Annotated in this window: 20 protein-coding genes; 16 read left to right on the top strand and 4 right to left on the bottom strand. The window is 65.3% G+C overall.

Annotated elements, in window-relative coordinates; all coding sequences use genetic code 11:
- Positions 1 to 17: 17 nt before the first annotated feature.
- Genes Q1L59_RS04855 through Q1L59_RS04845 form a run of 3 tightly spaced genes read right to left on the bottom strand, consistent with a single transcriptional unit; the run spans position 18 to position 3480 of the window.
- Positions 18 to 1898, bottom strand: a complete 1881-nt coding sequence (locus Q1L59_RS04855) for an MFS transporter (protein WP_300328832.1) — start codon at positions 1896 to 1898, stop codon at positions 18 to 20.
- Entirely contained in the window at positions 1895 to 3169 is a 1275-nt protein-coding gene (locus Q1L59_RS04850) for an amidohydrolase family protein (protein WP_300328830.1), read from the bottom strand. The genes Q1L59_RS04855 and Q1L59_RS04850 overlap by 4 nt, the downstream gene beginning before the upstream one ends.
- On the bottom strand, positions 3166 to 3480 hold the full coding sequence (locus Q1L59_RS04845) for a metalloregulator ArsR/SmtB family transcription factor (RefSeq protein WP_300328827.1): 315 nt from the start codon (positions 3478 to 3480) through the stop codon (positions 3166 to 3168). The genes Q1L59_RS04850 and Q1L59_RS04845 overlap by 4 nt, the downstream gene beginning before the upstream one ends.
- Positions 3481 to 3585: 105 nt before the next feature.
- On the opposite strand from Q1L59_RS04845, the gene Q1L59_RS04840 reads away from it, so the two are divergent.
- On the top strand, positions 3586 to 5277 hold the full coding sequence (locus tag Q1L59_RS04840; protein ID WP_300328823.1) for a PAS domain-containing hybrid sensor histidine kinase/response regulator: 1692 nt from the start codon (positions 3586 to 3588) through the stop codon (positions 5275 to 5277).
- Positions 5278 to 5386: 109 nt separating this feature from the next.
- On the opposite strand, the gene Q1L59_RS04835 is transcribed toward Q1L59_RS04840, so the two are convergent.
- Positions 5387 to 6109, bottom strand: a complete 723-nt coding sequence (locus Q1L59_RS04835) for an ATP-binding protein (RefSeq protein WP_300328820.1) — start codon at positions 6107 to 6109, stop codon at positions 5387 to 5389.
- Positions 6110 to 6352: 243 nt separating this feature from the next.
- Between Q1L59_RS04835 and Q1L59_RS04830 the strand changes: the two genes are divergently transcribed.
- From Q1L59_RS04830 to Q1L59_RS04760, 15 genes are all read left to right on the top strand, one after another.
- On the top strand, positions 6353 to 6958 hold the full coding sequence (locus tag Q1L59_RS04830; protein ID WP_300328817.1) for a response regulator: 606 nt from the start codon (positions 6353 to 6355) through the stop codon (positions 6956 to 6958).
- A 420-nt stretch (positions 6959 to 7378) separates the two neighbouring features.
- The gene (locus tag Q1L59_RS04825) at positions 7379 to 9019 is read left to right on the top strand and encodes a methyl-accepting chemotaxis protein (protein WP_300328814.1); all 1641 of its coding nucleotides are present in this window, start codon (positions 7379 to 7381) and stop codon (positions 9017 to 9019) included.
- A 637-nt stretch (positions 9020 to 9656) separates the two neighbouring features.
- Positions 9657 to 10025 carry a response regulator gene (locus Q1L59_RS04820; protein WP_300328811.1) on the top strand — a complete coding sequence of 123 codons (369 nt, stop codon included), beginning with the start codon at positions 9657 to 9659 and terminating at the stop codon, positions 10023 to 10025.
- Between the two features lie 15 nt (positions 10026 to 10040).
- Positions 10041 to 11393 (top strand): methyl-accepting chemotaxis protein, encoded by a 1353-nt coding sequence (locus Q1L59_RS04815; protein WP_300328808.1) that lies wholly within the window; start codon positions 10041 to 10043, stop codon positions 11391 to 11393.
- A 34-nt stretch (positions 11394 to 11427) separates the two neighbouring features.
- Entirely contained in the window at positions 11428 to 11733 is a 306-nt protein-coding gene (locus Q1L59_RS04810) for an STAS domain-containing protein (protein WP_300328806.1), read from the top strand.
- Positions 11734 to 11779: 46 nt separating this feature from the next.
- Complete coding sequence (locus Q1L59_RS04805) at positions 11780 to 13966, top strand: chemotaxis protein CheA (RefSeq protein WP_300328803.1); 2187 nt, start codon at positions 11780 to 11782, stop codon at positions 13964 to 13966.
- Between the two features lie 506 nt (positions 13967 to 14472).
- The gene (locus Q1L59_RS04800) at positions 14473 to 16125 is read left to right on the top strand and encodes a methyl-accepting chemotaxis protein (RefSeq protein WP_300328800.1); all 1653 of its coding nucleotides are present in this window, start codon (positions 14473 to 14475) and stop codon (positions 16123 to 16125) included.
- Positions 16126 to 16138: 13 nt separating this feature from the next.
- Positions 16139 to 16723 carry a chemotaxis protein CheW gene (locus Q1L59_RS04795; RefSeq protein ID WP_300328797.1) on the top strand — a complete coding sequence of 195 codons (585 nt, stop codon included), beginning with the start codon at positions 16139 to 16141 and terminating at the stop codon, positions 16721 to 16723.
- A 204-nt stretch (positions 16724 to 16927) separates the two neighbouring features.
- The gene (locus tag Q1L59_RS04790; RefSeq protein ID WP_300328795.1) at positions 16928 to 18736 is read left to right on the top strand and encodes a methyl-accepting chemotaxis protein; all 1809 of its coding nucleotides are present in this window, start codon (positions 16928 to 16930) and stop codon (positions 18734 to 18736) included.
- A 251-nt stretch (positions 18737 to 18987) separates the two neighbouring features.
- Complete coding sequence (locus tag Q1L59_RS04785) at positions 18988 to 19857, top strand: PAS domain-containing protein (RefSeq protein ID WP_300328793.1); 870 nt, start codon at positions 18988 to 18990, stop codon at positions 19855 to 19857.
- Positions 19854 to 20414, top strand: a complete 561-nt coding sequence (locus Q1L59_RS04780; protein ID WP_300328790.1) for a chemotaxis protein CheD — start codon at positions 19854 to 19856, stop codon at positions 20412 to 20414. The genes Q1L59_RS04785 and Q1L59_RS04780 overlap by 4 nt, the downstream gene beginning before the upstream one ends.
- Before the next feature lie 6 nt (positions 20415 to 20420).
- Positions 20421 to 21239 carry a protein-glutamate O-methyltransferase CheR gene (locus Q1L59_RS04775; RefSeq protein ID WP_300328787.1) on the top strand — a complete coding sequence of 273 codons (819 nt, stop codon included), beginning with the start codon at positions 20421 to 20423 and terminating at the stop codon, positions 21237 to 21239.
- Between the two features lie 14 nt (positions 21240 to 21253).
- Positions 21254 to 22357, top strand: coding sequence for a chemotaxis response regulator protein-glutamate methylesterase (locus tag Q1L59_RS04770; protein ID WP_300328784.1), 1104 nt, complete (start codon positions 21254 to 21256; stop codon positions 22355 to 22357).
- A 39-nt stretch (positions 22358 to 22396) separates the two neighbouring features.
- Entirely contained in the window at positions 22397 to 23230 is an 834-nt protein-coding gene (locus tag Q1L59_RS04765; RefSeq protein ID WP_300328781.1) for an HDOD domain-containing protein, read from the top strand.
- Between the two features lie 221 nt (positions 23231 to 23451).
- A partial coding sequence (locus Q1L59_RS04760) for a PAS domain S-box protein (RefSeq protein ID WP_300328779.1) occupies positions 23452 to 25779 on the top strand: 2328 nt, incomplete at its 3' end.

Below are 25779 nucleotides of genomic sequence, written 5' to 3'. Positions count from 1 at the left end.
AGCAGCCGGGCGAGGCGCTAACGCCAATCGCCGCGCAGCCCGGCAACCAGGCTCTGCAGCCGTTCGGGCGTCGCTGCGCCGGGTGCCACCGGCGCGCCGATGTTGAGGCAAATACGCGAAAACATGCCGCGCCGCAGCGGTCGACTCATCGCCGGTCCGTCCTTGCGGCTGAAGAAGCTTCCCCAAAGCCCCTGCAGCGCCATCGGAATCACCGGCACCGGCGTGCGCGCAACGATGCGCTGGACGCCCGGACGAAACGGGTAGAGCTCGCCGGTATCGGTAATCCGCCCTTCGGGAAAGATCGCGACCAGTTCGCCGGCGCTCAGCGCATGCGCGACCTCTTCGAAAGCCGCTTCCATCATGCTTTCATCTTCGCGCGCCGGCGCAATCGGAATCGCATGCATGTGCCGGAAAACGAAACCGATCAGCGGCTGGCGATAAATTCGGTGGTCCATCACGAAGCGGATCGGACGGCGGCAGGCGGCGGCAATGACGATCGGGTCGACGAAGCTGACATGGTTGCAGATGAGCACCGCGCCACCCTCGGCCGGGATGTTTTCCAGTCCCTGCTGACGCAGGCGATAGACCGAGTGCACCAGCAGCCAGGCGACGAAACGCAGCATGAACTCGGGAACCAGGCTGTAGATGTAGACGGCCACGGCCGCATTGCAGAGGGCGGCGATCGCGAAGAGGACGGCAATCGACACGCCGCTGCTGAGCAGGCCGGCGGCGGCGAGCGCACCGCAGACCATGAACAGGGCGTTGAGGATATTGTTGGCGGCGATGATTCTCGCCCGTTGTTCAGGCGCGCTGCGCAACTGGATCAGCGCGTAGAGCGGGACGACGAAGAAACCGCCGAAAAGTCCCAGGGCGAAGAGGTCGAAGAGGACGCGCCAACTGGCATGCAGCGCCAGCAGGCGGGTCAGTTCCAGCGGCGCGCCGAGCGGCAGTTGCGCCGGTGACGCGAAGGCCAGATCGATGCCGAAAACGGTCAGGCCGATTGAACCGAAGGGCACCAGACCGATCTCGACGTGTCCGGCCGACAGTCGCTCGCAGAGGAGAGAACCAAGGCCGACGCCAACCGTGAACACGGCCAGCAGCAAGGTAACCGAAGCCTCGTTGCCGCCAAGCACGTTCCTGGCGTAGGCCGGAAACTGTGCCAGAAAAAGCGCACCGTAGAGCCAGAACCATGAGATGCCAAGGATCGACAGAAAGACCGTCCGGTTCTGCCGGGCAAAACCGATGTTGCGCCAGGTTTCCGAGAAAGGGTTCAGCCCGACGACGAGTTGCGGAACCGGCGCCGGCGCGGCCGGAATGCCGCGGCTGAACAGATAGCCGAGCGCCGCGACGAGCAACCCGGCGTAAGCGACCCAGGTCGGATGCGCCGCCGCGCCGGCAAGGAGGCCGCCCGCCAGCGTGCCGAGCAGGATGGCGACGAAGGTTCCTGCTTCGACCAGCGCGTTGCCCCCGACGAGTTCGTGGTCGCGCAGATGCTGCGGCAGAATGGCGTACTTCACCGGTCCGAAGAACGTCGAATGCAGGCCAAGCAGGAAGAGAGCGACGAGCAGGATGGGCAGGCTGTGGCTGACGAAGCCGAGCAGCGCGACGCCCATGATCAGCACCTCGAGCAGCTTGACGAGACGCGCCAGGCGGGCTTTGTCGAACTTGTCGGCCAACTGCCCAGCGGTGGCTGAGAAGAGAAAGAATGGCAGGATGAAGATACCGGCAGCGATGTTGGTGAGCACTTCCGGCGCCAGCGTGGTCCACGCTGCCGCCTGGAAGGTGAGCAGCACGACGAGTGCATTCTTGAACAGGTTGTCGTTGAAGGCACCGAGAAACTGCGTGGCGAAAAACGGCGCAAAGCGGCGCGTTCCGAGCAGCGAAAACTGTGAACTCATGCCGTCCTCCTGTCAAAAAAGCGGCGCGTGGCGAAAACTCCGGGCGGAAAGCGATGCCCGTTCGACGACAGATGACGCTTCAGAACGAAATCGAAAAGCAGCGGATTATGCTCCCGGATGAGTTCCAGCCGGGCGACCGCCGACGCTGGCAGCAGGCCGCGCGCAGCAAGGTCGGCCGGCAGGATCAGCGGCACGACGCCGGGCAGAGGATAGTCCGAGCCGTTGAGCAGGCGAGCGTGCCATTCCTCGCGCTCGAGCAGGACGCGCAAGGTCTCGGGTGGGCGGTTGCGCAAGGTGAGCGCCGAGATGTCGGCGAAGAGCAGCTTGGCGTAACGGGCTTCGCCCATCATCCGGGCAAACAGATCGAAACACGCTACCGGCGCCGCGTGCGGACCACGATCGAGGTCGGCCGCCATGCCCAGCGACGCGCAATGCGCGACGACGACGCGCACGCCGTGGTCCAGCGCTCGGCGCAGGAGTAGCGGATTGCCGAGCGCTTCGAGTTCGGCACCGTGTACCGCCTTTTCTTCGCCGGCGTGCGTAATCAGCGGCAGATCGTGCTGCGCCAGCGCCTGGTAGAAGCGGTCGCAGCGCGGCGACGATGGATCGATCGCCATGGCCGGCGGCAGCCACTTCACTGCACGCGCGCCACCGCGCACCGCCGCCGCCAGTTCCTCGACACAGTCTGACCGGTACGGATGGATCGAAGCGGCCCACTCGAAGTACTGTGGATGGCGCTGCACGACGGCCTGCGCGTAGGCGTTCGGCAGGTAGAACGAACTGTGTTTGAAGTCCGGCCGACCCTGCTCGTCATACGCGCGCTCGAAGGCCAAGAGCAAGAGCTTGGCGCCCGGGCGCAAGCCATCGACCAGATTCTGCATGCGCTCGAGGTAGCTCGCGTCGACGCGGCCGGGTGCATTGTGCACGCAACCGGCGTTCAGGTAGAACAGGCGCTGCGCGTACTGCAGCGGGTGAAACAGACTCTCCATCTGCGGATTGACCTCGATTCCGCTACCCGAATCGCCGGTGCCGACCAGATGGACATGGCAGTCGACAAACTCGGCCGGGTCGATGCCCTGCCAGGCAAAACCAATCAGTTCGTCGAGCGCCGCGTCCGCCGGCAACCGCGCGCGACACGAGTTGAACAGAGTCGCGGACCCCAGGCTCATGCAGGCGGCCAGCGCTGTGCCGCCGATCGCTGCCCCGCCCAGCAGGAAGCGGCGCCGACTGCGTCTGCGCGCATCGTCTGTCGGCAAGCGCTCGCGCTTCATTGCACCGACTCGCGCAGGTAACGCAGGACGTTGCTCAGACACTCCTCGAGAAAAGCGTGGTTGATCCAGAAATAGACTTCCTTGCCGAGCTTTTCCGAGGCGAGCACTTCGGCCTCGCGCAAGGTCTTCAGGTGGTGCGAAACAGTCGATCGGGCAAGTGTTGAAACGTCCGCGATCTGGCTGACGTTCAGCCGTTCACCGGGTTCGAAAAGCAGCAGGATTCGCTGCCTGTGCTCGTCGCCCAGCGCCGTGAAGACCTTCGACATGGCACTCCACTCGGGCGGAATCCTGCGGCCGTAATCGCCTCGCATCAACGTACCTCCAGCACGTTTCAAAATATGTCGATGAGTGTAGGCACATCGATATAAAAGTCAAGCAGAATGTTGTATCGTGCCTCACGTTGTGAGGGAATGACGATGAAGGACGATGCAGAACTGACATTCGATCATCCGGCAGGGACGCCCGAGATGACGTTGCTTGAGGTCGGCGAATGGCTGCGCGGGATCGGCACCTGGCAATGGACGATAGGCAGCAATGTGATCGTCTGCACGCGCGGATGGCTGAGCATTCATGGCTGTCGCCAGGTTCCGAGCTCGCTCGCCGAACTGGTCGGTCTGGTACACGCAGACGACTCGCCGGCTTTCACGCAAGCGCTGCACGCCGCTCTGCTGCGCAGCACGCCGCAGGCGCTCGACTACCGCATCGTGCGCCAGGACGATGGCAAGACGCGCCTGCTGGGCGCGCGTCTGCAGATCTTCGAGCAGGCGGACGGTTCACAGCGCCGTCTGGTTGGCGTGGTGCAGGACCTGGGCGCCGATGCGGCGCACGGCCGCGCGCAGGCGCTGGGCGAACTCGACGACGCTCGGCGATCGGAAAGGGAACTGCGCGAGCTGACCGAAAGCCTGGAAGCCCGGGTCGAAGAGCGCACACGGCAACTGGCCGAGGCAATGCATAAGGCCGAAGCGGCGAGCAAGGCGAAGAGTGCCTTTCTCGCCAACATGAGCCACGAGATTCGCACCCCGATGACCGCCATCCTCGGCCTCGGCGAGCTGATGAAACGCGAAGGTCTGCCGCCGCGTCAGGCCGAGCGTCTGCAGAAAATGAACGATGCCGCGCAGCATCTGCTCGGCGTGCTCAACGCTGTCCTCGACCTGTCAAAGATCGAAGCCGGCAAGCTCATCCTTGAAGAGACGACGATCGACATCTGCGCCATCGTGGACAGTGTCGTCGAAATGACCAGCGAGGCTGCACAAAGAAAAGGTCTGCGGCTGGACAGCAACTGCCAGGGGATTCCCGGCCCGCTGCTCGGCGATCCGACGCGCCTGCGTCAGGCGCTTCTCAACTACGTCAGCAACGCGATCAAGTTCACGGAGCGCGGAGGGGTTGCTCTCGAGGTGGACGTCCTGGAAGACCGCCAGGAAAGCGTCCTTTTGCGCTTTGCCGTGCGCGACAGCGGAATCGGCATTCCCACGGGCACGCTGCAGCGCATCTTCGAGCACTTCGAGCAAGGCGACAATTCCCTGACCCGCCAACACGGCGGCAGCGGCCTTGAACTGGCGATCGTCAAGCAGATCGCTCAACTCATGGGAGGCGAGGTCGGCGCGCAGACGGAACCGGGCAAGGGCAGCACCTTCTGGTTCACCGTACGCCTGAAGAAAGTCATGCAGAAGCGGTCGGCCGCACCACCGGCCGCCACGCCGAGCGACGAGACCGGCGAGCGTCGGCGCCAGGCGAGCCGGATTCTTGTCGTCGATGACGAACGGGCCAACCGTGAAGTGATCGCCGCCATGCTGACCACCGTCGGTCTGGCGATGGACTGTGCCGTGAACGGGAAGGAAGCGGTCGAGCTCGCGCTGACGACGCGCTATGGATTGATTCTCATGGATCTGCATTTGCCGCAGGTCGACGGCCTTACGGCGGCCCGGCTGATTCGCCGCAAGTCCGCGAACCGGCACACGCCGATCCTGGCTTTGACCGGCAACGTCGTCAGTGGCGTCCAAGAGGCCTGTCTTTCAGCCGGGATGAACGGCTTCATCGGCAAGCCGTTCGCCATGGACGTCTTGCTCGAAGAAGTTACCCGGTGGCTGCGCACACCGCCGGGCGCCTGAGCGTGCGACGAATTCGCGGCGCTGGTTCAGCCAAGGCGCGCGGTGTTGGCCGCCGGCCGCCTCGCCGTACCGTCTTCTGGAAACACGTCGGTCGCGGCACCGGCTGGCCTCAGCGGTCAGCCGCGGGCCTCGGCTCGATCGGCAGGAAGACGGCAAGCTCGCAGCCCCCGGCGGCTGGGCTGACGAGCTGCACATGGCCGCCATGTAAATGCGCCAAGCCATGCACCGCGGTCAAACCCAAGCCGATCGCGCCAATCTCCCGACGCGTCGTGAAGAACGGCTCGAAGACACGCTCGTGCAGCGCCAACGCGATCCCCGGCCCCTGGTCGCGCACCGCCAGGCGGACGAAATCGCCGGCGATCGCCTGCCGACATGAGGTGCAGGTTTCTCCCCGAGCAGACCGCACGACACGCGCCGAGAGGATGACCGAACCCGGGCTACGCATCGCGTCGCGGGCGTTGCGGCACAGATTGGACAGAATCCGGTGCGCGTGCACGCGGGGGATCGCCAGCGGGGGCAGATCGTCGTCGATCACTATCGCCACGCTCACCCCGGGGGCAAAGGAATCCGCCAGCTGCTCGACCAACTCCCGGGCAAGCAGCGCGAGCGAGAGCAGATCGCCCTGCCCGGGTGCCTCGCGCGCCAGCCTGGCCAGTTGCTCGACCAGCGCGCGCGCGCCCTGGCCGGCCGCTTCGATCTCGCCGAAATACGAACGCAGGCGCGGCAGCGCGTCGTCGCTCGCCGGCAGACTCCTGCCGAGTGTGGCGAAACCGATGATCGATACCAGCAGGTTGTTGAACTCATGGACGACACCAGCCGACACCGCGCCCATCGTCAAGAGCCGGTCGAGACGCTGTTGCAGAGGCGCTGCCGCGGCGCCTGGCTGCTCGTCGTTTTCTGTGCGGGGCAGCGCCGCGCTTATCGAATTCCTCCCTCGCGTCATCGATCATCCCTCCAAAGGTTCCTGGCAGCGCATTCTCCCCTTTTTGCGGCGCGCACGTATAATCGAGACCCCTCGCGTCCGATCATGTTGGAATTCGGTCGACCGATTCGCCAAAGTGCCATGACTCAATCCATGCGGCTCACCACCGTCTGCATCGTCGACGACGACGTACAGGTTAGGCGTTACCTGGTCGATGTACTGACCAGCATCGGCCTCACCACGCTGGAGTTTTCCTCGGGCGAGGACTTCATGCGGCGCTGGCGACCCGGTGAAACGGGTTGCGTCCTGCTTGACATCCGCATGCCGCGCATCACCGGACCAGAAATCCACGACTGGCTCCGCCAGCGCAGCCCACAACTGCCGGTGATCTTTCTTTCCGGATACGCCGACGTTCCGACAGCCGTGCGCGCGATGCGCCTCGGCGCTTTCGATGTCATCGAGAAGCCTTTCAACGTTCAGCACCTGATCGAGCGCGTCAACACGGCCCTGCACCTGGCCGAGGAGCGGCGCGTCGCCGAGACGACATCCGCCAACAGTTGGCGGCAGTCGCTGACGCCGCGCGAGCACGACATTCTGAGCGCGATCATCAGCGGCAAGCGCAACAAGCTGATCGCGGCCGAACTGGGAATCAGCGAACGCACGGTCGAGAGTCATCGAGCCAGCATCATGGCCAAAGCCAAGGCACACAGCACGGCCGAACTGGTCGCCATGGTCGTCGGCCAAGCCCCCACGAGCTGAACCCACCGCCTGCGCTGGGCGGCGCTCGCTGATCGTCGTTCGCAGCGCTCGCCGGCCACGCGCGCCGCATGCCAAGCGCATGCTGCTGGCGGCCCGCTCCGGCCGCATCTGCGGCGCCGCAAGCGAAAGAGGACCATCCGAGGCCTCTCGCGGGGTGAACAATTCCCTCATTAGATCGAGTAGTAGGCCGGCGCGCGCCGGTGCCGATCGAAGATCGAACATCCGTATTTCTACTGAGGCGTGCGTGTATTTGCGGATTTTCATCCGGCGTTGGTCCGGCTAGGCTCCAGCCTCGACAAACCCAGCGCGGCGAGCTTGCTCGTCGCACACGTTTCGACGAGCCCAAATGCCAACGACACTATTGATGCCGGCCACTCCCGCCCCGGTCCCGACAGCTTTTCAGCCCAATAAGGAAGGAACGTGATCAAGAATCTCCGTATCGGCGCCCGTCTCGGGCTGGGTTTCGGCATCGTCCTCGCCCTGCTCGCCACCCTCGCCATCGTCTCCTACAACCGCACCCAACTCCTGGCAGATGGAATCGGCGAGTTGGTCGAAGACCGCTTTCCGAAGACCGTCTGGGCGAACGACGTGATCGAGCAGATCAACGTCGTCGCCCGTGCTGCGCGTAATGCGATCATTCTCAGCGAACCGGCCGAGGTGCAGAAGGAACTCGAGCGCGTTATCGAGGCACGACACACAGCGAGTGCAGCGATCGCCAAACTGGAGAAGTCGAGCAATACCGAAACCGGCAAGAGACTGCTCGGCAAGATGATCGACGCGCGTAAGGCCTTCGCCGCCGAAATGGATCAGCTCATCGCCAACGCCAGAGCGGGCAAGCGTGACGAAGCGAGGGCGCAGTTGGTGGGCAGCTACCGCAAGGTGCAGAACGACTACCTGGAAGCGACGCGTAACTTCATCGAGTTCCAGGTCTCAGTGATGAATGAGACCGGCGCCCGTGCCGAGAAGGACGCCAGGCAGGCCGCCTTGATCATTCTCGGCCTGTCTTCCGGCGCCTTCATCGTCGGCATTGGCTTCGCCTTCTGGATCACCCGTTCGATCACCCGACCGATCAACGAAGCGGTGAGCGCAGCGAATTCGCTGGCCGGCGGCGACCTCGCGGTCGACATTCGCTCGGACAGCCAGGACGAAGTCGGCCAATTGCTCGCGGCGATGCGCGCGATGGTCGGCAAGCTGGGCGAGATCATCGGTGAGGTGCGGACGGCTGCCGACAACCTGGGCAACGCCTCCGGCCAGGTTTCGGCGACCGCACAGTCGCTCTCGCAATCGGCCAGCGAGCAGGCTGCTTCGGTCGAGGAATGCACCGCCAGCATGGAAGAAATGAGCGCTTCGATCGTTCGGAACACCGAGAGCGCACGGGTCACCGACGGCATGGCGGCGAGCGCCGCGCGCCAGGCGGCCGAAGGTGGCGAGGCCGTCGGGCGTACGGTCGCCGCGATGCGCAGCATTGCCGAGAAGATCGGTATCGTCGACGAGATCGCCTACCAGACCAACCTGCTGGCACTCAACGCGGCGATCGAGGCGGCGCGCGCCGGCGAGCACGGCAAGGGCTTCGCGGTCGTTGCGGCCGAAGTGCGCAAGCTCGCTGAACGCAGCCAGGTTGCCGCTCAGGAGATCAGTAACGTCGCCCATGACTCGGTCAAGCTCGCTGAGCGAGCCGGGACGCTACTCGGCGACATGGTGCCGTCGATCACGAAGACGTCCGATCTTGTCCAGGAAATCGCTGCCGCATCCCGGGAGCAGTCGGCCAACGTCGGCCAGATCAACGGCGCGATGGGCCAGTTGAACCAGGCGACGCAGGAAAACGCGTCCGCCTCGGAAGAACTCGCCGCCACGGCCGAGGAACTCGGTGGGCAAGCCGCCCAGTTGCAGGAGTTGATGACTTTCTTCCGCCTTGCCGCCGCCTCCCGCTCGCCGGCCAGCGCCGGGGCAAGCACGCCCGCTGTGCCCGCCGGACGCAAGGGCACAACGCTCACGCGTCGGCTGCCGCTGCCGCCGGCCGCTGGCGCAGCGCCGTCAGAACATGATTTCGAACGCTTCTAGCCCGCCTACGAGGAAGGCCACCGCCAAGGCCCACTCCAGCAATGCTTTCGTCAGCGAGTTGACGCGCCCCCTGCAACTCCCGGCTGCCGTACCGCTTGATTCGCGGCAGCGAGGAACAGGCAAGCGGCGTGTACGCTCATCCGGAACTGCCCTTGACTCGGGAGAAAACCATGTGCACAAGAAGCTTTGAGTTGCCACCCACCGTGAGCCGCGTTTCCGTTGCGCACTCGACGCGACCGCGTCGACTTCGTCAGCCGGATGCAGCCGAACGTCTGCCAGTCCGTCATCCAGCGCAATATCGCTGGCGCACCGTGGTGCGCGGAAACCGCTGCCCTTGCCGATGCCGCTAAGCTGGCCCGCCACCGAGCAGGCGTCAACGAAGCAATTCAGGCGAGTCGCACAGTAACGCCCCCCTTGCCGGCGTAGCGAGGGAGCGCGCCCGGCTGCGCCCCTGCCGGGAAAACTCGCGCCTGCCGCGCACTACCCCGGGGGCGCGCTCGCCACTGGCACTTCTCCGTACTTCTACTGAGCCCTGCGTAGATGTCCGGATAGCCGAAGCGCAGCGCCTCGACTAGCCTGTAGTCATCAGCAAAAGTACGCGACGGCCTTGCCATCGCGCCCTGGTAAAGGACTGACCATGGCGAAAACGATCTTCCTCGTCGACGATTCGACGACCATCCTGCTCAGCGTCTCGAGCATTCTGGGCAAGGCGGGCTACGCCGTCGAAAAGGCCGCCAACGCCGAGGAAGCGCTGAGGAAGTTCAACAGCGGGGTGAAGGTCGACCTCCTGATCACCGACCTCAACATGCCGGGAATGAACGGCATCGAGCTGATCAAGAAAGTTCGTTCGCTCACTGCCTACCGCTTCCTGCCGATCCTCTTCCTGACCACCGAGTCGCAACAGAGCCGCAAGGCGGAAGCCAAAGCGGCGGGCGCCTCGGGCTGGATCGTCAAGCCGGCGACCGCCGACGACCTGTTGAACACCATCAAGCTTGTGCTCAAGTAAGACGAAACGCGCGCCATGGCTACCCCGCCGAACGAACTCTACCGCCAATTCCGGCAGCGCACGCTGCTCACCGGTATCGCGGCGACCCTCGCCGCGGTCCTCGCGGTCTTTCTCTGCCATGGCCTATACAACCACCTGCTCGGCCGCGTTTTTGGGCTCGGCGACCGCAGCATCGACACGCTGATGACCTTCTGCGGGCTGCTTCTGTTCGTTGCCGTGCAGCACCTGGCCTCACGCCTGCTCTATCACGACGCGCACATGGGAATCGACTCGCAGCTCAAGGACGAACGCCCCCCCTGCCCGTCGAACAAGGTCTGCCAGCGCGTCGCCCTGCCCGAACTGCGTGACGTTCCGCGTTTCAACCAGATTCTCGTCAGCCACTTGCGCAGCGTCGTCGAGCAGACCGAGAAGGCCGCTTTCGACATGACTTCACGCCTGCAGACGATCGACGACGTGGTCACCGAGCTCAGCGGCTTCGTCTCCGCTGCCGCCGCCGAGGCCGAGTCGGTGGCACAGCATTCCGAGGGCGCGCGCGTCGCCAATCGCCAGTTGATCCACCGCCTGAAGGCCTTCATCGCCCAACGCATCGACGAAACGGCGGCCGATGCAGCGCGCAGCGCCGACGCCGTGCGCGAAGCAAAGGCACTGCAAGCGCTGGTCGACCTGATCCGGCACATCGCCGGCCAGACCAATCTGCTCGCCCTCAACGCCGCCATCGAGGCCGCGCGCGCCGGCGAGGCAGGGCGCGGCTTCGCGGTCGTTGCCGACGAAGTGCGCAAGCTCTCGCACGAAACCGAGACGGCAGTGAAGAAGATCAACGACGGCATCGCTGCCGTCGCGCGCATCATCGAGAGTCAGTCGTCCGAACGCGTCGCGCGCTCGCACATCGACGAGGAGCGCGACAGCCTGGAGCGTTTCGCTCAGCAGCTCGAGGCGCTCGGCACCAGTTACGAAGACCTCACCGCGCGCGAGCGCAGCATCCTGGCAACGATCAACCAGAGCAGCGGAAAGCTTGCTGCGATGTTCCTCGACGCCCTGGCCAGCGTGCAGTTCCAGGACGTGACGCGGCAGCAGATCGAACAGGTGATCGGTGGCATCGAGCGCCTCGACCGCCAATCCGAAGCGCTGGCCGGTGTGCTGGAAGCGGGCGTCGACGTGCGCCGCGAGGACGCCGTCGAACCGCTGGCGAAGCAGATGGAACAGGTCTTTTCGAGCTACGTGATGGATCAGCAACGCAGCGCCCACCAGCAGGCGATGCGCGCTGCTCCCGCCAGCCAGGCGCGCTCAGCCACGCGCCCGGGCGCCGGGGCTGGCGCTGACGCGGCGGCGCGCGCCGCGCCGAAGCCAGGCAACGTCGAACTGTTCTGAACTGCATCAGCCGCTCACCAAGGAGGGCATCACCATGGACGACTACCCGGCCAAGCCTCTCGTCATCGACGACGACATGACGATCTACCAGGCGTTGGCACAGAAGGAACAGTTGCTTGCCGCGCTGGCCGCGGCCGACCACCTCGAACTCGATCTCGCCGGCGTGGCGACGATGGACACCGCCGGCCTGCAACTGCTCATCCTGCTCAAGCGCGAAGCGCTGCAGCAAGGCAAGCGGCTGACGATCAGCCGACACAGTCCGGCTGTCCGTCATGTCCTCGATTTCTGCAATCTGGTCGCCGCTTTCGGCGACCCGCTGATCATCCCGGCGAACGCCTGAAGCCGCCGACCGCGACGATCGAACGACCCAACCAGGAGCCCAGCCGATGGACGAACTGACCAGTACCTTCGTCACCGAAAGCCGCGACCAGTTGCTGGCGATGGAGGACGGACTGCTCAAACTCGAGCAGGCGCCCGACGACGCAAGCAATCTCGGCGCCATTTTCCGCGCGGCGCACACCATCAAGGGCGGTGCCGGCGTCGTCGAATGCCACTACATCGAAGCCTTCACGCACAAGGTCGAGAACGTCCTCGACAAGCTGCGCAATGGCGAGATTCCGGTCAGCAGCGAACTGTCGACCGTCCTCCTCGAATGCTGCGACCACCTTGGCGCACTGCTCGACGCGCTGGCCAACGGCCTGCCGCAGCCCGAGGCGGCCGTCCAGCAACGCGGCGACGCCTTGCTCGCCGAACTGAGCCGCAAGTTTCTCGGCGAGGACGCAGCCGGCGGCGCCTTGCCCGTCGAACACGAGGCAGATCTCGCCGCCTCGGGTGGCGGCATCGTCGTCACCGACGCCTGGCATATCTCGCTGCGCTTCGGGCCCGGTGTGCTCAAGAACGGCACCGACCCGCTGTCGTTCCTGCACTACCTCACTTCGCTCGGCGAGATCATCGCGCTCACCACGCTCGCCGACGCGATGCCGGGCGCCGCTCAGATGGACCCCGAGTGCTGCTACCTGGGCTTCGAGCTGCGGTTTCAGACGCGCGCCTCGAAAGCGCAGATCGAAAGCGTCTTCGACTTCGTGCGCGACGAGTGCACGCTGCACATCCTGCCGCCGAACTCGAAGATCGAGGAGTACCTGAAGCTGATCGACCAGTTGCCCGAGGACAGCATGCGCCTGGGCGAGATTCTCGTCCGCTCGGGCGCCCTGACGCAGTCCGAACTCGAGGCCGGCCTGGCTGCCCAGTCGGGCGCCGCGGCAGCCGGCGAAATGGCGGCACCGCCGCCGATCGGCGAAATTCTCGTCGGCCAGAAGGTGGTCCATAAGGAAATCGTCGAAGCGGCTGCCAATCGGCAGGCCGCCGTCAACGAGAAGAAGGCGGGCGAGGCACGCATGATTCGCGTGCACGCCGACAAGCTCGACCAGTTGATCGACCTGGTTGGCGAACTCGTCATCGCGGGCGCGGGCACCAGCCTGCTCGCCCAGCGCAGCGGCTACTCCGAGCTGGTCGAATCGACCTCGGTGCTGCGTCGTCTGGTCGAGGACATCCGCGACTCGGCGCTGCAACTGCGCATGGTGCAGATCGGCGAGACCTTCAACCGCTTCAACCGCGTCGTCCGCGACGGCTCGCGCGAACTCGGCAAGAGCATCGATCTGCTGATCACCGGCGCCGAAACCGAACTCGACAAGTCGGTGGTCGAGAAGCTCGGCGACCCGTTGATGCATCTCGTGCGCAACGCCATCGACCACGGCATCGAAACGCCCGCCGTGCGCGCGCAGCGCGGCAAACCCGAAAACGGCACCGTCCAGCTCAACGCCTATCACGACTCGGGTAGCGTCGTCATCGAAGTGATCGACGACGGCGGCGGACTGCCGAAGGAGAAGATCCGCGCCAAAGCGATCGAGCGCGGCTTGCTCGACCCGGCCGCCACGCTCACCGAGCACGAGATCATCAACCTGATCTTCGAAGCCGGCTTCTCGACCGCCGACCAGGTGACCAACATCTCCGGCCGCGGTGTCGGCATGGACGTCGTCCGCCGCAACATCCAGGGCCTGCGCGGCAGCGTCGAGGTGAGCACGAACGAAGGTCAGGGCTCGACCTTCACCGTTCGCCTGCCGCTGACGCTGGCGATCATCGACGGCTTCCTGACCGGCGTCGGTAAAGCCGCCTACGTCGTGCCGCTCGAATCGGTCGTCGAATGCATCGAACTGACCGAGACGACCGCCGGGCGCAACTATCTCAACCTGCGCGGCGAGGTGCTGCCTTTCGTCCGCCTGCGCGAGCTTTTCGAAATCGGCGGCGAAGTCCCCGCGCGCCAGAACGTGGTCATCGTGCACTACGCCGGTCGCAAGGCCGGGTTGGTCGTCGATACGCTGCTCGGCGAGTTCCAGACGGTGATCAAGCCGCTCGGCGTCCTCTTCCGCCATCTGCGCGGGATCGGCGGCTCGACCATCCTGGGCAGCGGCGAGGTCGCGCTGATCCTCGACGTACCCGCGCTGGTCGGCCTGGTCGGCAGCAGCGAGGAACGGCGACTCGCCGCGCCGCGCCGCGAAACGGCGCTCACCCCGTGAACCGCCAAAGCCATCCGTTCGCTGTCGGGCGCGTGCCTGCGTGCCTGCCCCCGGCCAGCCTCGCCCGGAGCAGCGGTGCCGATGACCCCCCGCGTCTGCCCCCTGCCCCGAGCGAGCTGGCGCCGGCGCCCCGGCGCCATGCCGCAAGGCTTTGCCCGTTCGCCGCGCGCGCTGGCGCGTTGCCCGGTAGAACGTGCCAAGTGTTTGAACGATCGCTCGCCGATTGGCTGCGCGATCTGCTTCTGAAAGTGTTGTACCAAGACGGTCCGGACCATTGCGCTGATCGCCCGGACCCGCATCACCGACCGCATGCGTGCCGACCCCGTCCAGGGCAAAGGCAGATTCGCCGGCAGGCCCACGCCGTCCGCGCCAGCAACCGCCGGTTGCTGCCACGCACCCGGCGTGAACTGCTGGCGAGTTTGAGCAGCAAGGGCAGCCCGCCGCTTGTGCCACCGAGATGCTCGCCGTGATCAACGCTATTGTTATTCGAATCAAAGGAGTCCGTCATGCTTAACAATCTGCGCATCGGCGCGCGTCTGATTGCCAGCTTTGCGCTGGTCATCGTGATTCTGGTCGCCATCAGCATCCTGGCCGTCGTGCGAATGAACGACCTGAACAATTCGATCAACGAGGTGGTCGACGTCCGCTATCCACTGACCGCGCTGGCCGCGGACGCCATCCAGGAAACGCTCGACAGCGGGCGCGAGATCCGCAATGCCGCGCTGGCCGGCAACCTGCCCGAGGCCGAAAAGGCGCTTGCCGGGATCGACAAGAACCGCAACGATCTCAACAGTGACCTGGGCAAGATAGAGAAACTGGTCAACACCGAGCGCGGTCGCGAGCTGCTGCGCGTCGTACGCGAAAAAGAGAAGCGGCTCGCCCCTGAATTCGACGAAGCGTACAAGCTGGCGCGTAACGACCGGGCGGCGCTCGCCGCGTTCATCCGCAGCAACATTGCGCCGAACAACAACGCGCTGGTACAGGCCCTGCAGGAGTTCAGCCAGTTCCAGGCCAAGATGATGGAGAAGGCCGGCCGGGATACCGACGTCATGTACGAGACCGGGCGCAACCTGGTCGTCGGCGGCGCGATCATCGCCACCTTGTTGTCCGCGCTGCTCGGTTTCCTGCTCGCGCGTTCGATCACAAGACCGATCGGCGACGCCCTGAACGCCGCCAACGCGCTTGCCACGGGCGATCTGACGGTCGACATCCAGATCAAGGGCAAGGACGAGGTCGGCCAACTGATGAGCGCGATGCACGCCATGGTCGGCAAGCTCGGCGAGATCATCGGCGAGGTACGCGGCGCCGCCGACAACCTCGCCAACGCCTCCGGCCAGGTCTCGGCGACCGCGCAGTCCTTGTCGCAGTCAGCCAGCGAGCAGGCTGCCTCGGTCGAGGAAAGCACCGCCAGCATGGAACAGATGAGCGCCTCGATCGTCCAGAACACGGAGAATGCGAAGGTGACCGATGGCATGGCCTCGACCGCCGCCCGCCAGGCTGCCGAGGGCGGCGAAGCGGTCGGCCGGACGGTCGAAGCGATGAAGAGCATCGCCGAAAAGATCGGCATCGTCGACGACATTGCCTACCAGACGAACCTGCTGGCGCTCAACGCAGCGATCGAGGCGGCGCGTGCCGGCGAGCACGGCAAGGGCTTCGCGGTCGTCGCCGCCGAGGTGCGCAAGCTGGCCGAACGCAGCCAGGTCGCCGCGCAGGAAATCGGCAACGTCGCCAAGGATTCGGTCAAGCTGGCCGAACGCGCCGGAACGCTGCTCGGTGAAATGGTGCCTTCGATCAAGAAGACTTCCGACCTGGTGCAGGAAATCACCGCCGCGTCGCAGGAACAGACAGCCGGCGTCGGGCAGATCAACGGTGCGATGAGCCAGTTGAACCAGGCGACGCAGCAGAACGCCTCGGCCTCCGAGGAACTCGCCGCGACCGCCGAAGAACTCGGCGGTCAGGCCGGTCAGTTGCAGGAACTGATGACCTTCTTCCGGCTGGCCGACAGCGGCCGGTCGCCAACGACCACGCGGCGAGCCGCCGCGGCCGGTCGAACGCCACGTGCCAGCGCGCCGCCGCCAGCAGCGCCGCGCGCCCGCTCCGGCGGGCGGCCAGCCGCTGCAGCAACGCCGACCGCTACCCACGACTTCGAACGCTTCTGAGGGAGAGCCAACGATGAGCCTGATCGCCCACAACCAAGCGCCGGCCGGGCCCGCCAACGCACTCGTCCGAACAGGCGCCGGCAGCGTCCGTCTGGCCGCCGCCGACGCCCCGCAGCAATACCTGACCTTCCTCCTGGGCGGCGAGATGTTTGCCGTTGCCATCCTGAACGTGAAGGAAATCATCGAGTACGGCAGCCTCACCGAGATCCCGATGATGCCGCCGTTCATCCGGGGCGTGATCAACCTGCGCGGCGCCGTCGTGCCGGTAATCGACCTCGCCGCGCGCTTTGGCGGCACGCCGAGCCGGGTCGGCAAGCGTTCGTGCATCGTCATCCTGGAAGTCAGCGAGGGCGACGCGCGACACGACATCGGCGTCATGGTCGATGCCGTATCCGAGGTGATCGAGATTCCCGGCAGCGAGATCGAACCGCCACCGACCTTCGGCGCCAGAATCCGCGCCGACTTCATCCAGGGAATGGGCAAAGTGTCCAACCGCTTCGTCATCATCCTCAACATCGTCAAGGTGTTGTCGGTGGACGAGATCGTCCTCCTGGCACAGGTCGCCAACAGCGAAGCGGGCGGCACGACATGCAACTAGAGTCGGCCTCGGCCAGGCTCGGGCGAGCTCGCTCAGGCGCGCGCTGACCGGCGAAACAGGCGCCTCGCCGCAACTTCCGGCGAGGGCGCCGCGGCCGGCCCCGGCCGCCCGACGAAATGCTTCGGAGTGGTGCTCAGCGCGCGCAGTGCCGCACAGTTTCGACGCAATTGTGAATTCATAGCACCACACCGAAAGGGACACGCGATGAACAAGACGCTCACGATCAGGCAGGTTTTCATCGCGCTCGGCTCAACGACCGCCGTCCTCATGGGCCTGCTCTGCCTCATCACCTACCTGACCAACGCAGCCTATCAGGAGGTGCGCCGGGCCGACGAGTCGCGCTACCACTCGTATCTGCTCGCTGACGAGTTGCGCCAGTCGTCGGACGACCTCACCCGCCTTGCGCGCACCTTCGTCGTCACGGGCGATGCTCGCTATGAACAGCAATACCTCGACATCCTGGCAATCCGCAACGGGAACAAGCCGCGCCCGCAAAGCTACGAGCGGATCTACTGGGACTTCGTCGCTGCCAACGACGCGCCGCCACGCCCGGACGAAAAGGCAGTGCCCCTGCTCGATCTGATGCGCGCCCAAGGCTTTACCAGCGATGAACTGGCCAAGCTCGAGCAGGCGAAGGCCAATTCCGACGCCCTGGTGAAGACCGAGACGCTGGCGATGACCGCAGTGCGCAACGCAGCGCGCGAGGCCGGCGGCAGCCAGGCGAAGACCGCGACCAAGGATGCGGCGAACACCCTCTCGCGCCAGCAGGCGGTCGAGATGATGCACGACCGCAACTACCACATCAACAAAGCCAAGATCATGAAGCCGGTCGATGAGTTCTTTGCCATGCTCGACAAGCGCACGTCGACCGCCGGGCAGCCAGCCGCCGAGATTGCCCACCGCCTCCAGCTCGCCACCTACGCCGTGCTGGTTCTGGCGATCGTCGTCCTTGCCGCTTCGCTCCTCTTGACCTATCGCTGGCTGATGAAGCACTTGGGCGGCGAACCAGCAGCGATTGGCGCAACGATGGAGCGTCTGGCCGCCGGCGATCTCTCGGTCGAGGTCAACACGCGCAGCGACGACACGAGCAGCGCGGCCTGGTCGATCAGGACGATGGTCGAGCAGCAGCGCGAGATCATCGGCAAGGTGCGGATCGCCGCCGACAACCTGTCGAATGCCTCCGGCCAGGTCTCGGTGACCGCGCAGTCGCTCTCGCAGTCGGCCAGCGAGCAGGCGGCGTCGGTCGAGGAAAGCACGGCCAGCATGGAGGAGATGAGCGCTTCGATCGTGCGCAATACCGAGAATGCCAAGGTCACCGACGGCATGGCGGCGGCGGCCGCCCGTCAGGCGACCGAGGGCGGCGAAGCAGTCGGCCGCACCGTCGAAGCGATGCGGACGATCGCCGAAAAGATCGGCATCGTCGACGACATCGCTTACCAGACGAACCTGCTGGCACTCAACGCGGCGATCGAGGCGGCGCGCGCCGGCGAGCACGGCAAGGGCTTCGCGGTCGTCGCGGCGGAGGTCAGGAAACTCGCCGAACGCAGCCAGGTGGCCGCGCAGGAAATCGGCAACGTGGCCAAGGAGTCGGTGAAACTCGCCGAACACGCCGGAGCGCTGCTCGGCGAGATGGTGCCAGCGATCCGGAAGACGTCCAACCTGGTGCAGGAAATCGCTGCGGCGTCGCAGGAGCAATCGGCCGGCGTTGGCCAGATCAACGGCGCGATGGGGCAACTGAACCAGGCGACGCAGCACAACGCCTCGGCCTCGGAGGAACTCGCCGCGACCGCCGAAGAACTTGGCGGGCAGGCCGCGCAACTTCAGGATCTGATGACCTTCTTCCGTCTGGCCGAAGGCGAACAGTCGACCAACAGCGCCGCGCGCCGCACGACCACCGCCAGCCGCACGCAGCGCGCTGCCGCCGCACCGCCGGCCGCCGCGACGCGCGCCCGTGCGCCAAGGCGCGCCCCGGCCGCCAAGCCCGCCAGCGAGCACGACTTCCAACGCTTCTGAGCCCGCGGCAGCGATGAACCTGATCATCCACCGGCGCAACATGTCGCCGCCGACGGGAGGCGGGCGTAGCGGCGCCAGCAACGGCCGGAGATGACTGAAAGAGAGCGCGAGCGGAACGATCCTGGAGGCCGCTCGCCAGCCTTCCACGCAGGGCGAAGCCAAGCGGCTTGCCCGTGCGCCGGGAACGAACACGCGTTGCAAGATGGCGACCTGCTGCCGCCTGAGTTGTCAAACTGACCAGACTTCATGCCATGAATGTTGCCAGCAGAGCCAGACTCGAACGTCACCTCGTCGCCGGAATCGACAGCGCTTCGCCATGGGCAGCGATTCTCGACCAGGCGGGCGTTGCCGTTGCCGTACTCGACGCCGACTTTGCCTTCCTGGGTGTCAGCCCGAGCTACGCCGATGCGATTGGCAAACCGGTAGCGTTCTTTCCTGGTCGCAAGTATTTCGAACTCTTTCCACACGCGGCGAGCGAAGCGGTCTTTCGCCAGGTGCGCGATTCCGGCATCGCACGCGCCTGCTCGGCTCGGCCCAGCCGCTGGCAACCCGGACACGGCGGCGATCTCGATCGCTGGAACTGGTCGCTGACACCCTTCGCCGAGCATGCCAAGTCCGACGGCACGCGCTATCTGGTGCTGACCATTCAACACCCGGCCGCACGGCCGGACGCTGCGCCGCGCGAGCCGGGCGACGGCAGCGTTCCAGTGGCCGGCGAAAGACGCTTCCGCAGCCTGTTCGAAACGCTCACTTCGGGCTTTGCGCTGCACGAGATCGTCCTCGACGCGGAGGGCAAGGCGTGCGACTACCGTTTCCTCGAAGTCAATCCCGCCTTCGAAGCGATCACCGGCCTCGATCGCTTGCGCATCGTCGGTCGTTGCGCCAGCGCGGTCGTCCCGCAGCTCTACAGCCGTTGGCTCGAACGATACCAAGTCGTTGCCTTGAAAGGAGACTGCGCACAGTTCGACGATTTTTCCAGCGATCTCGGGCGCCACTACCGGGTGACCGCCTACTGTCCGCACTATGGCCAGATCGCGGTCATCTACGACGATGTGACCACACTCCGGCGCCCAGGTACTTGCCCGGCGCCGGCGCCGGACAGCCAGCAGGAGGGTCGGTGAGCGATCCGCGCGAGCTCGAGCGGATGGCGCGCACGGTCAAGCCTGGCGGCTGGGCGGTCGAAAGCGAACGCCCGATGTCCACCCTGCTCGGTTCTTGCGTCGCCGTCTGCTTGTGGGATCCGGTGCTGCACGTCGGCGGCCTGAACCATTTCATGCTGCCGCGCCATGAGAAGTCGAGCAACCGCGACCTCGATGTGTTGCTCTGTGGCAACTTCTGCATGGAAGCGCTAATGAACGGCATGCTCAACCGCGGCGCGCAGAAGAGGCGCCTGCAGGGCAAGGCCTTTGGCGGCGGCAACGTGATTTCGTCGCTCACTGGCGTCAGCATCGGCGAACGCAATGCCGAATTCGCCCGCGAGTGGCTGGCACGCGAGGGAATCCAACTGCTCGCTGCCGACCTGATGGGCCCGTGGTCGCGCAAGGTCATCCTCAACCCGCAGACGGGCGAGGTCTTCTGCAAGCGCGGACAAACCAGTCAGAGCATCGTCGAAGCCGAGAGGTCGTACGCCAGCACGCTGCTCGCCGCGCCGAAGAAGACTGACATCGAACTTTTCTGAGCACCGATGAACACCGTCCGCCCCGCCATCACCGATCAGGAGTTCGCCCTCTTCCAGCGGCTGATCTATCGTATCGCCGGGATCAGTCTGTCGGACGCCAAGCGTGTGCTGCTCGTCGGCCGCCTCGGCCGCCGGCTCGACTACTACGGACTCGCCACCTACGGCGAGTACTACCGGCTGCTGTCGTCGGACGAAGAACCGAACGAACTGCAGACGATGGTCGATCTGCTGACGACCAACGAGACCTATTTCTTTCGTGAGCCGCAGCACTTCGACTTCCTGCGCGACCTGGTGCAACAGGAGGCGGGTGCTGGCGGTCTCTTCCGCATCTGGAGCGGCGCCAGTTCGAGCGGCGAGGAAGCCTACTCAATGGCCATGGTCCTCGCCGAGTACTGCCCGCTGCGCGCGTGGGAGGTTTTCGGCTCGGACATCAGCATGACCGTACTCGCGCGCGCGCAGGCGGGCGTCTACTCGCTCGAGCGCATCTCGGGGATTCCGCCGGCGTTCTTGCGCAAGTACTGCCTGAAGGGTGTCCGCTCGCAGGAAGGGAAACTTCTGATCGACGGCCGGCTCCGGCAGCACGTCCGTTTCGCGCAGGTCAATCTGACGCAGCCGATCAGCGGCGTCGGCCAGTTCGACGTCATTTTCCTGCGCAACGTAATGATCTATTTCGATACTGAAACCAAGCGCAAGGTGGTTGCGAACATGCTGCCCAGCCTGAAACCGGGCGGCCACTTCGTTGTTGGCCATTCGGAATCGCTCAACGGTCTGACCACCAACCTGCTGGCGGTCAGACCGACGATCTATCGCAAGCCAGCCGGATGATCGGGCAAGGAACGATGAGTAAGCCAAGAATTCGCGTGCTCGTGGTAGACGACTCGGCGGTCGTTCGGCAGGCGGTGGCGCGAGCGATCGGCGAAGCGGGCGATATCGAACTGCTGGCGACTGCCGCCGACCCGCTGTTCGCGATGGAGAAAATGCAGCGCGCCTGGCCGGATGTGATCATCCTCGATATCGAGATGCCGCGCATGGATGGCCTGTCGTTCCTGCGCGCGCTGATGGCCAAGCGACCGACGCCGGTGATCGTCTGCTCTTCGCTGGCCACCGCCGGCAGCGATGCCTTGACGCAGGCGCTGGCAGCCGGCGCCTTCAGCGTAATTAGCAAACCGAAACTCGGGCTGAAAGCCTTTCTGGAGGATTCGTCGGACGACATCGTCGCCGCTGTGCGTACGGCCGCGCGGGCCAACGTCAACGCGTTGCGCGCAACGGCCAGCACCAGCGGTACGACACGTCTCGTTGCGCCACCAGCCGCGAGTCAGCCGGTCAACCGGGCAGACGTGATTCTGTCTGCCGGAACGGCGCCGGTGCTGCAAACGACCGACAAGGTGATCGCCATCGGCACCTCGACGGGTGGCACGCAGGCGCTCGAAACGGTCCTCACCAGCCTGCCGAAGACGGTGCCGGGAATCGTGGTCGTCCAGCATATGCCCGAGCGCTTCACCGGAATGTTTGCCGCCCGGCTCGACTCGCTGGCCGCGATCGAGGTTCGCGAAGCCCGCTCGAACGATCGCGTCCTGCCCGGCCGTGCGCTGATCGCACCGGGCGGCAAGCACATGCTGCTCAAACGCAACGGCGCCCAATACCACGTGGAGATCGTCGATGGGCCACTGGTCAATCGCCACCGACCGTCGGTCGACGTGCTTTTTCGTTCGGTGGCCCGCTTCGCCGGACGCAACGCACTCGGCGTGATCATGACCGGCATGGGTGACGACGGCGCGCGCGGTCTGAAGGAGATGCGCGAGGCCGGTGCGACAACGATCGCCCAGGATGAAGCGTCGTGCGTCGTTTTCGGGATGCCCAGGGAGGCAATCAAGCTGGGGGCCGTCGAGCAGGTCCTGCCGCTATCGCAAATTGCCACGGCGCTGGTCGCTTCCGAACGCTGAGCAGCGCCCGGTGAAGCCGCCAGGAGCCCGGAGATCAACGTGGAACGATATGAGATCCTCAAGACCATCGCGGCGCAGATCGAGCGCGCCGAAGTCAGCTTTCCAACCAGCGCCGTAGTCGCCCTGAAGCTCAAGAGCACGCTCGACGACCCCGACTGCTCGCTCGACCAGGCAGTCCGGCTGGTCCAGGCGGAACCGCTGCTGGCGGCGCGCGTCGTCGCCGTTGCCAACTCGGCAGCCTGCAATCGTTCAGGCCGACCGATCACCGACGTACGAACGGCGGTCATGCGGCTCGGCTTTCGCTACCTGCGCGCACTGGCCAGTGCGGTCGTCAGTCGGCAATTGGCCGTATCGGCGACAGCGCGCGACCGCGAACTGGCCGAGCGACTGTGGGAGCATACCGCGCACGTCGCGGCCTTGGCGCAGGTGCTCGCCCGCCGGGTGACCCGACTCGACCCGGAAACGGCGCTCTTCGCCGGCATCGTGCACGAAGTCGGCGCCTTTTACCTGATTTCGCGCACGTCCGACTACCCTGGCCTGCTCGATGAAGACTTTCCCGCCTGGAGCGAAAGCGGCGAGGCGGAAGTCGGACGAGCCGTGCTCAAGGCGCTGGCGGTCCCGGCAGTGATCGTCGATGCGGCCGAAGTCTGCTGGCAGGGTTTCCTTGCCATGCCGCCAATGACGCTCGGCGATACCCTGCTCCTCGCCGACGAGCTGGCGCCGGTCGAAAGCCCGCTGCGCGACCTCGACGGTTGTCCGCGCGAGGGGATGGCGGCGACGATCGATCTCGTTGTCGGTGAGGAAACCCTGCGCGAAATCATGCGTGAGTCGGCCGACGACGTTGCCTCGCTGGTCGCCGCTCTGCGCCACTAGGCCGTCACCACAACGCACGGTCGCGTGCGGCGGTCGTGGCCCCTCCCCGCCTGTGGCAGGGAAAAAAAGCGTGATCGAATGCACGATCAGGCGGTCGAAAACAGGGTAAATTGTCTCTCGCCAGCACTGACGCCGATTGTCGCGGCGATCAGCCTGGCCGTTTGACGAGCGGGATCGGCAAACGCCAACTCCCGGCTGGCAACCCTCACGAGCCATCGATCATGACATCCATCTCCTTCGCCAGCAGCCAAGTCGAACGGCAGATTCTGGGTGGCCTGGCCACCGACTCGCCCTGGCTTGCGATTCTCGAGCACGCGGGTCTGGCCATCGCCGTGCTCAATGCCGACTTCGATTTCGTCTACGTCAACCGCCATTTTGCGCTCGCCAATGGCAAGACGCTGGAACTGCTGCGCGGCCGCAACTACTTCGACGTCTTTCCCCAGACGCGCGTCGAACAGGTGTTCCGCCGGGTCCGCAGTTCGGGAATGGCGCACGTGCACACCGCGCGTCCGTTCCTGACCAATGTCAGCCCAACCGGCGAACCGGGCGACTGGAACTGGTCGCTACGTCCGATTGGCGATGCCGACTACCCGTTGACCGGCAACGCGCGCCATCTCCTGCTCAGCATCCAGGCGGCGCAATTCACGCGCGAATCAGCGGTTCGCCACACACCCGAATTGCGCGAGACGGTGCTCGACGGCTTCTGGCTGACCGATCTGACCGGCCGTCTGCTCGACGTCAACGAGACCTATTGCCGCCTTTCCGGCTATACGCGCAGTGACCTGCTGCAACTGACCACCCAGCAACTCACTGCCGGCCCCACCTGCCCGATGGCGGCGATCGCCGGCGATGGACTGCCGCCCGCCGGCAACGAGCGCGTGCTCACCCGCCACCGCCGCAAGGACGGCACGACGTGGGCAGTCGAAGTCACCACTTTCCACTCACCGGATTCTGGCGGGCGTCTCTTTTCGCTGCTCCGCAGCACCGGAGAGCAGAAGCGCGACGAGGTCCGATTACGCGCGCACGATCGACTGAGTGAACTGGCGGCAAGTGCTGACCTCGAGGCGCACCTGCAGATTGCCCTGGAAAGCGCAATCGAGCTTACCGGGAGCACGAGCGGGACGATCGAGATGCTCCCGACCCGGCCACCCGCCGCTGGGCAGAAGGCGGCGTCGGTGCTGCCCGACGAGCGTCGAGCAGAGAGCGACAGCAATGAGCGCGTGTTGGCCGACAAACACCCGGCCGCTACCGAGAGCAGCGAGCGGCACAACGAAGCAAGCACCCCGTCCAGGGAAATGGCGCTGCCGATCGTGCACGAGGAAAAGGTGCGCGCCCTGCTCAAGCTGGCCAATCGCTGGGGTGGCTATTCCAGCGACGACATCGCGAACGTTTCTGCGCTCGCCGAATACGCGGTCAAAGCCTTTGCCAGCAGACGTGCCGAGACCGCGCTGCGCGCATCCGAGCGATGCCTGCGCAGTCTCTTCAACGCGATGACCTGTGGCTTCGCCGTGCAGGAAATCCTGTTCAGCGCCGACGGCATACCTTACGACTACCGCTTTCTCGAGGTAAACCCGGCGTTCGAGGCGATCGCCGGTCTCACCCGGGCAGAAATCGTGGGCCAGCGGGTGAGCGAGGTCATGCCGGGGATCGACCCGCGCTGGATTGAACGCTTTGCCGCAGTCGCCGTGAGCGGCGACGACGCGCACTACGACGATTTCACCAGCGATCTCGGACGGCGCTACCGGGTCACCGCCTATCGCCCATCGGGCGGCTGCTGTGCGGCCGTTTTCGACGATATAACCGCGCTTTGGCAGGACGAGGAAGCAATTCGGCGCGCCGCGACGGTCTTTGTGCACAGCCGGGATGCCATCCTGATCACCGATGCGGCAACGCACATCGTCGCCGTGAACGGCGCCTTCAGCGAGATCACTGGCTATAGCAGCGAAGAAGCGATCGGCCGCACCGTTGGCATGCTCAAGTCCGGCCATCATGGCGCGACCTTCTACGCCGCTTTGTGGAGTCAGCTTTCCGAGCACGGTTTCTGGCAGGGTGAGATCTGCAACCGCAGGAAGAACGGGGAAACCTATCTGCAGTGGTTGACGATCACCGCCGTAGTCAACGAAGCGGGGGTAACCGAACGTTACATTGGTGTATTCACCGATATCACGCGTCTGCGCGACTTCGGCCAGCGCGCCGAATTCATCGCTTGCTACGACCCCCTGACCCACTTGCCCAACCGCACGCTGCTCAACATCCATTTCGAACACGCACTGACCAAGGCGGAACTGATGAATGCCAGGCTGGCGCTGCTGGTTCTCGACGTTGACCACTTCAAGGAGGTCAATGAGCGTTTCGGCTACGAATCCGGCGACCGCCTGCTGACGGCCATTGGCGAACGGATCAAGTCACGCCTGCGCGACGGCGATACGCTGGCGCGCCTGCCCGGCAACGTCTTCGCGATCCTCATGGAAGAAGTGGAGAACGCCGACGACGCTGCCGTGCTCGCGCGCGACCTGCTCGAGGTGCTCGCCACCCCCTTCCGCATCGGC

The organism is Accumulibacter sp., from assembly GCF_029255125.1.
Taxonomy (GTDB): domain Bacteria; phylum Pseudomonadota; class Gammaproteobacteria; order Burkholderiales; family Rhodocyclaceae; genus Accumulibacter.
Note: the sequence above shows the minus strand (reverse complement) of the source record. Positions and strands in the feature narration are given on the sequence as shown.

Coding starts and splice junctions, on each gene's coding strand:
- Q1L59_RS04855 (WP_300328832.1), bottom strand. CDS start 1,898: ATGAGTTCACAGTTTTCGCTGCTCGGAACGCGCCGCTTTGCGCCGTTT.
- Q1L59_RS04850 (WP_300328830.1), bottom strand. CDS start 3,169: ATGAAGCGCGAGCGCTTGCCGACAGACGATGCGCGCAGACGCAGTCGG.
- Q1L59_RS04845 (WP_300328827.1), bottom strand. CDS start 3,480: ATGCGAGGCGATTACGGCCGCAGGATTCCGCCCGAGTGGAGTGCCATG.
- Q1L59_RS04840 (WP_300328823.1), top strand. CDS start 3,586: ATGAAGGACGATGCAGAACTGACATTCGATCATCCGGCAGGGACGCCC.
- Q1L59_RS04835 (WP_300328820.1), bottom strand. CDS start 6,109: ATGGGCGCGGTGTCGGCTGGTGTCGTCCATGAGTTCAACAACCTGCTG.
- Q1L59_RS04830 (WP_300328817.1), top strand. CDS start 6,353: ATGCGGCTCACCACCGTCTGCATCGTCGACGACGACGTACAGGTTAGG.
- Q1L59_RS04820 (WP_300328811.1), top strand. CDS start 9,657: ATGGCGAAAACGATCTTCCTCGTCGACGATTCGACGACCATCCTGCTC.
- Q1L59_RS04815 (WP_300328808.1), top strand. CDS start 10,041: ATGGCTACCCCGCCGAACGAACTCTACCGCCAATTCCGGCAGCGCACG.
- Q1L59_RS04810 (WP_300328806.1), top strand. CDS start 11,428: ATGGACGACTACCCGGCCAAGCCTCTCGTCATCGACGACGACATGACG.
- Q1L59_RS04805 (WP_300328803.1), top strand. CDS start 11,780: ATGGACGAACTGACCAGTACCTTCGTCACCGAAAGCCGCGACCAGTTG.
- Q1L59_RS04800 (WP_300328800.1), top strand. CDS start 14,473: ATGCTTAACAATCTGCGCATCGGCGCGCGTCTGATTGCCAGCTTTGCG.
- Q1L59_RS04795 (WP_300328797.1), top strand. CDS start 16,139: ATGAGCCTGATCGCCCACAACCAAGCGCCGGCCGGGCCCGCCAACGCA.
- Q1L59_RS04790 (WP_300328795.1), top strand. CDS start 16,928: ATGAACAAGACGCTCACGATCAGGCAGGTTTTCATCGCGCTCGGCTCA.
- Q1L59_RS04785 (WP_300328793.1), top strand. CDS start 18,988: ATGAATGTTGCCAGCAGAGCCAGACTCGAACGTCACCTCGTCGCCGGA.
- Q1L59_RS04775 (WP_300328787.1), top strand. CDS start 20,421: ATGAACACCGTCCGCCCCGCCATCACCGATCAGGAGTTCGCCCTCTTC.
- Q1L59_RS04770 (WP_300328784.1), top strand. CDS start 21,254: ATGAGTAAGCCAAGAATTCGCGTGCTCGTGGTAGACGACTCGGCGGTC.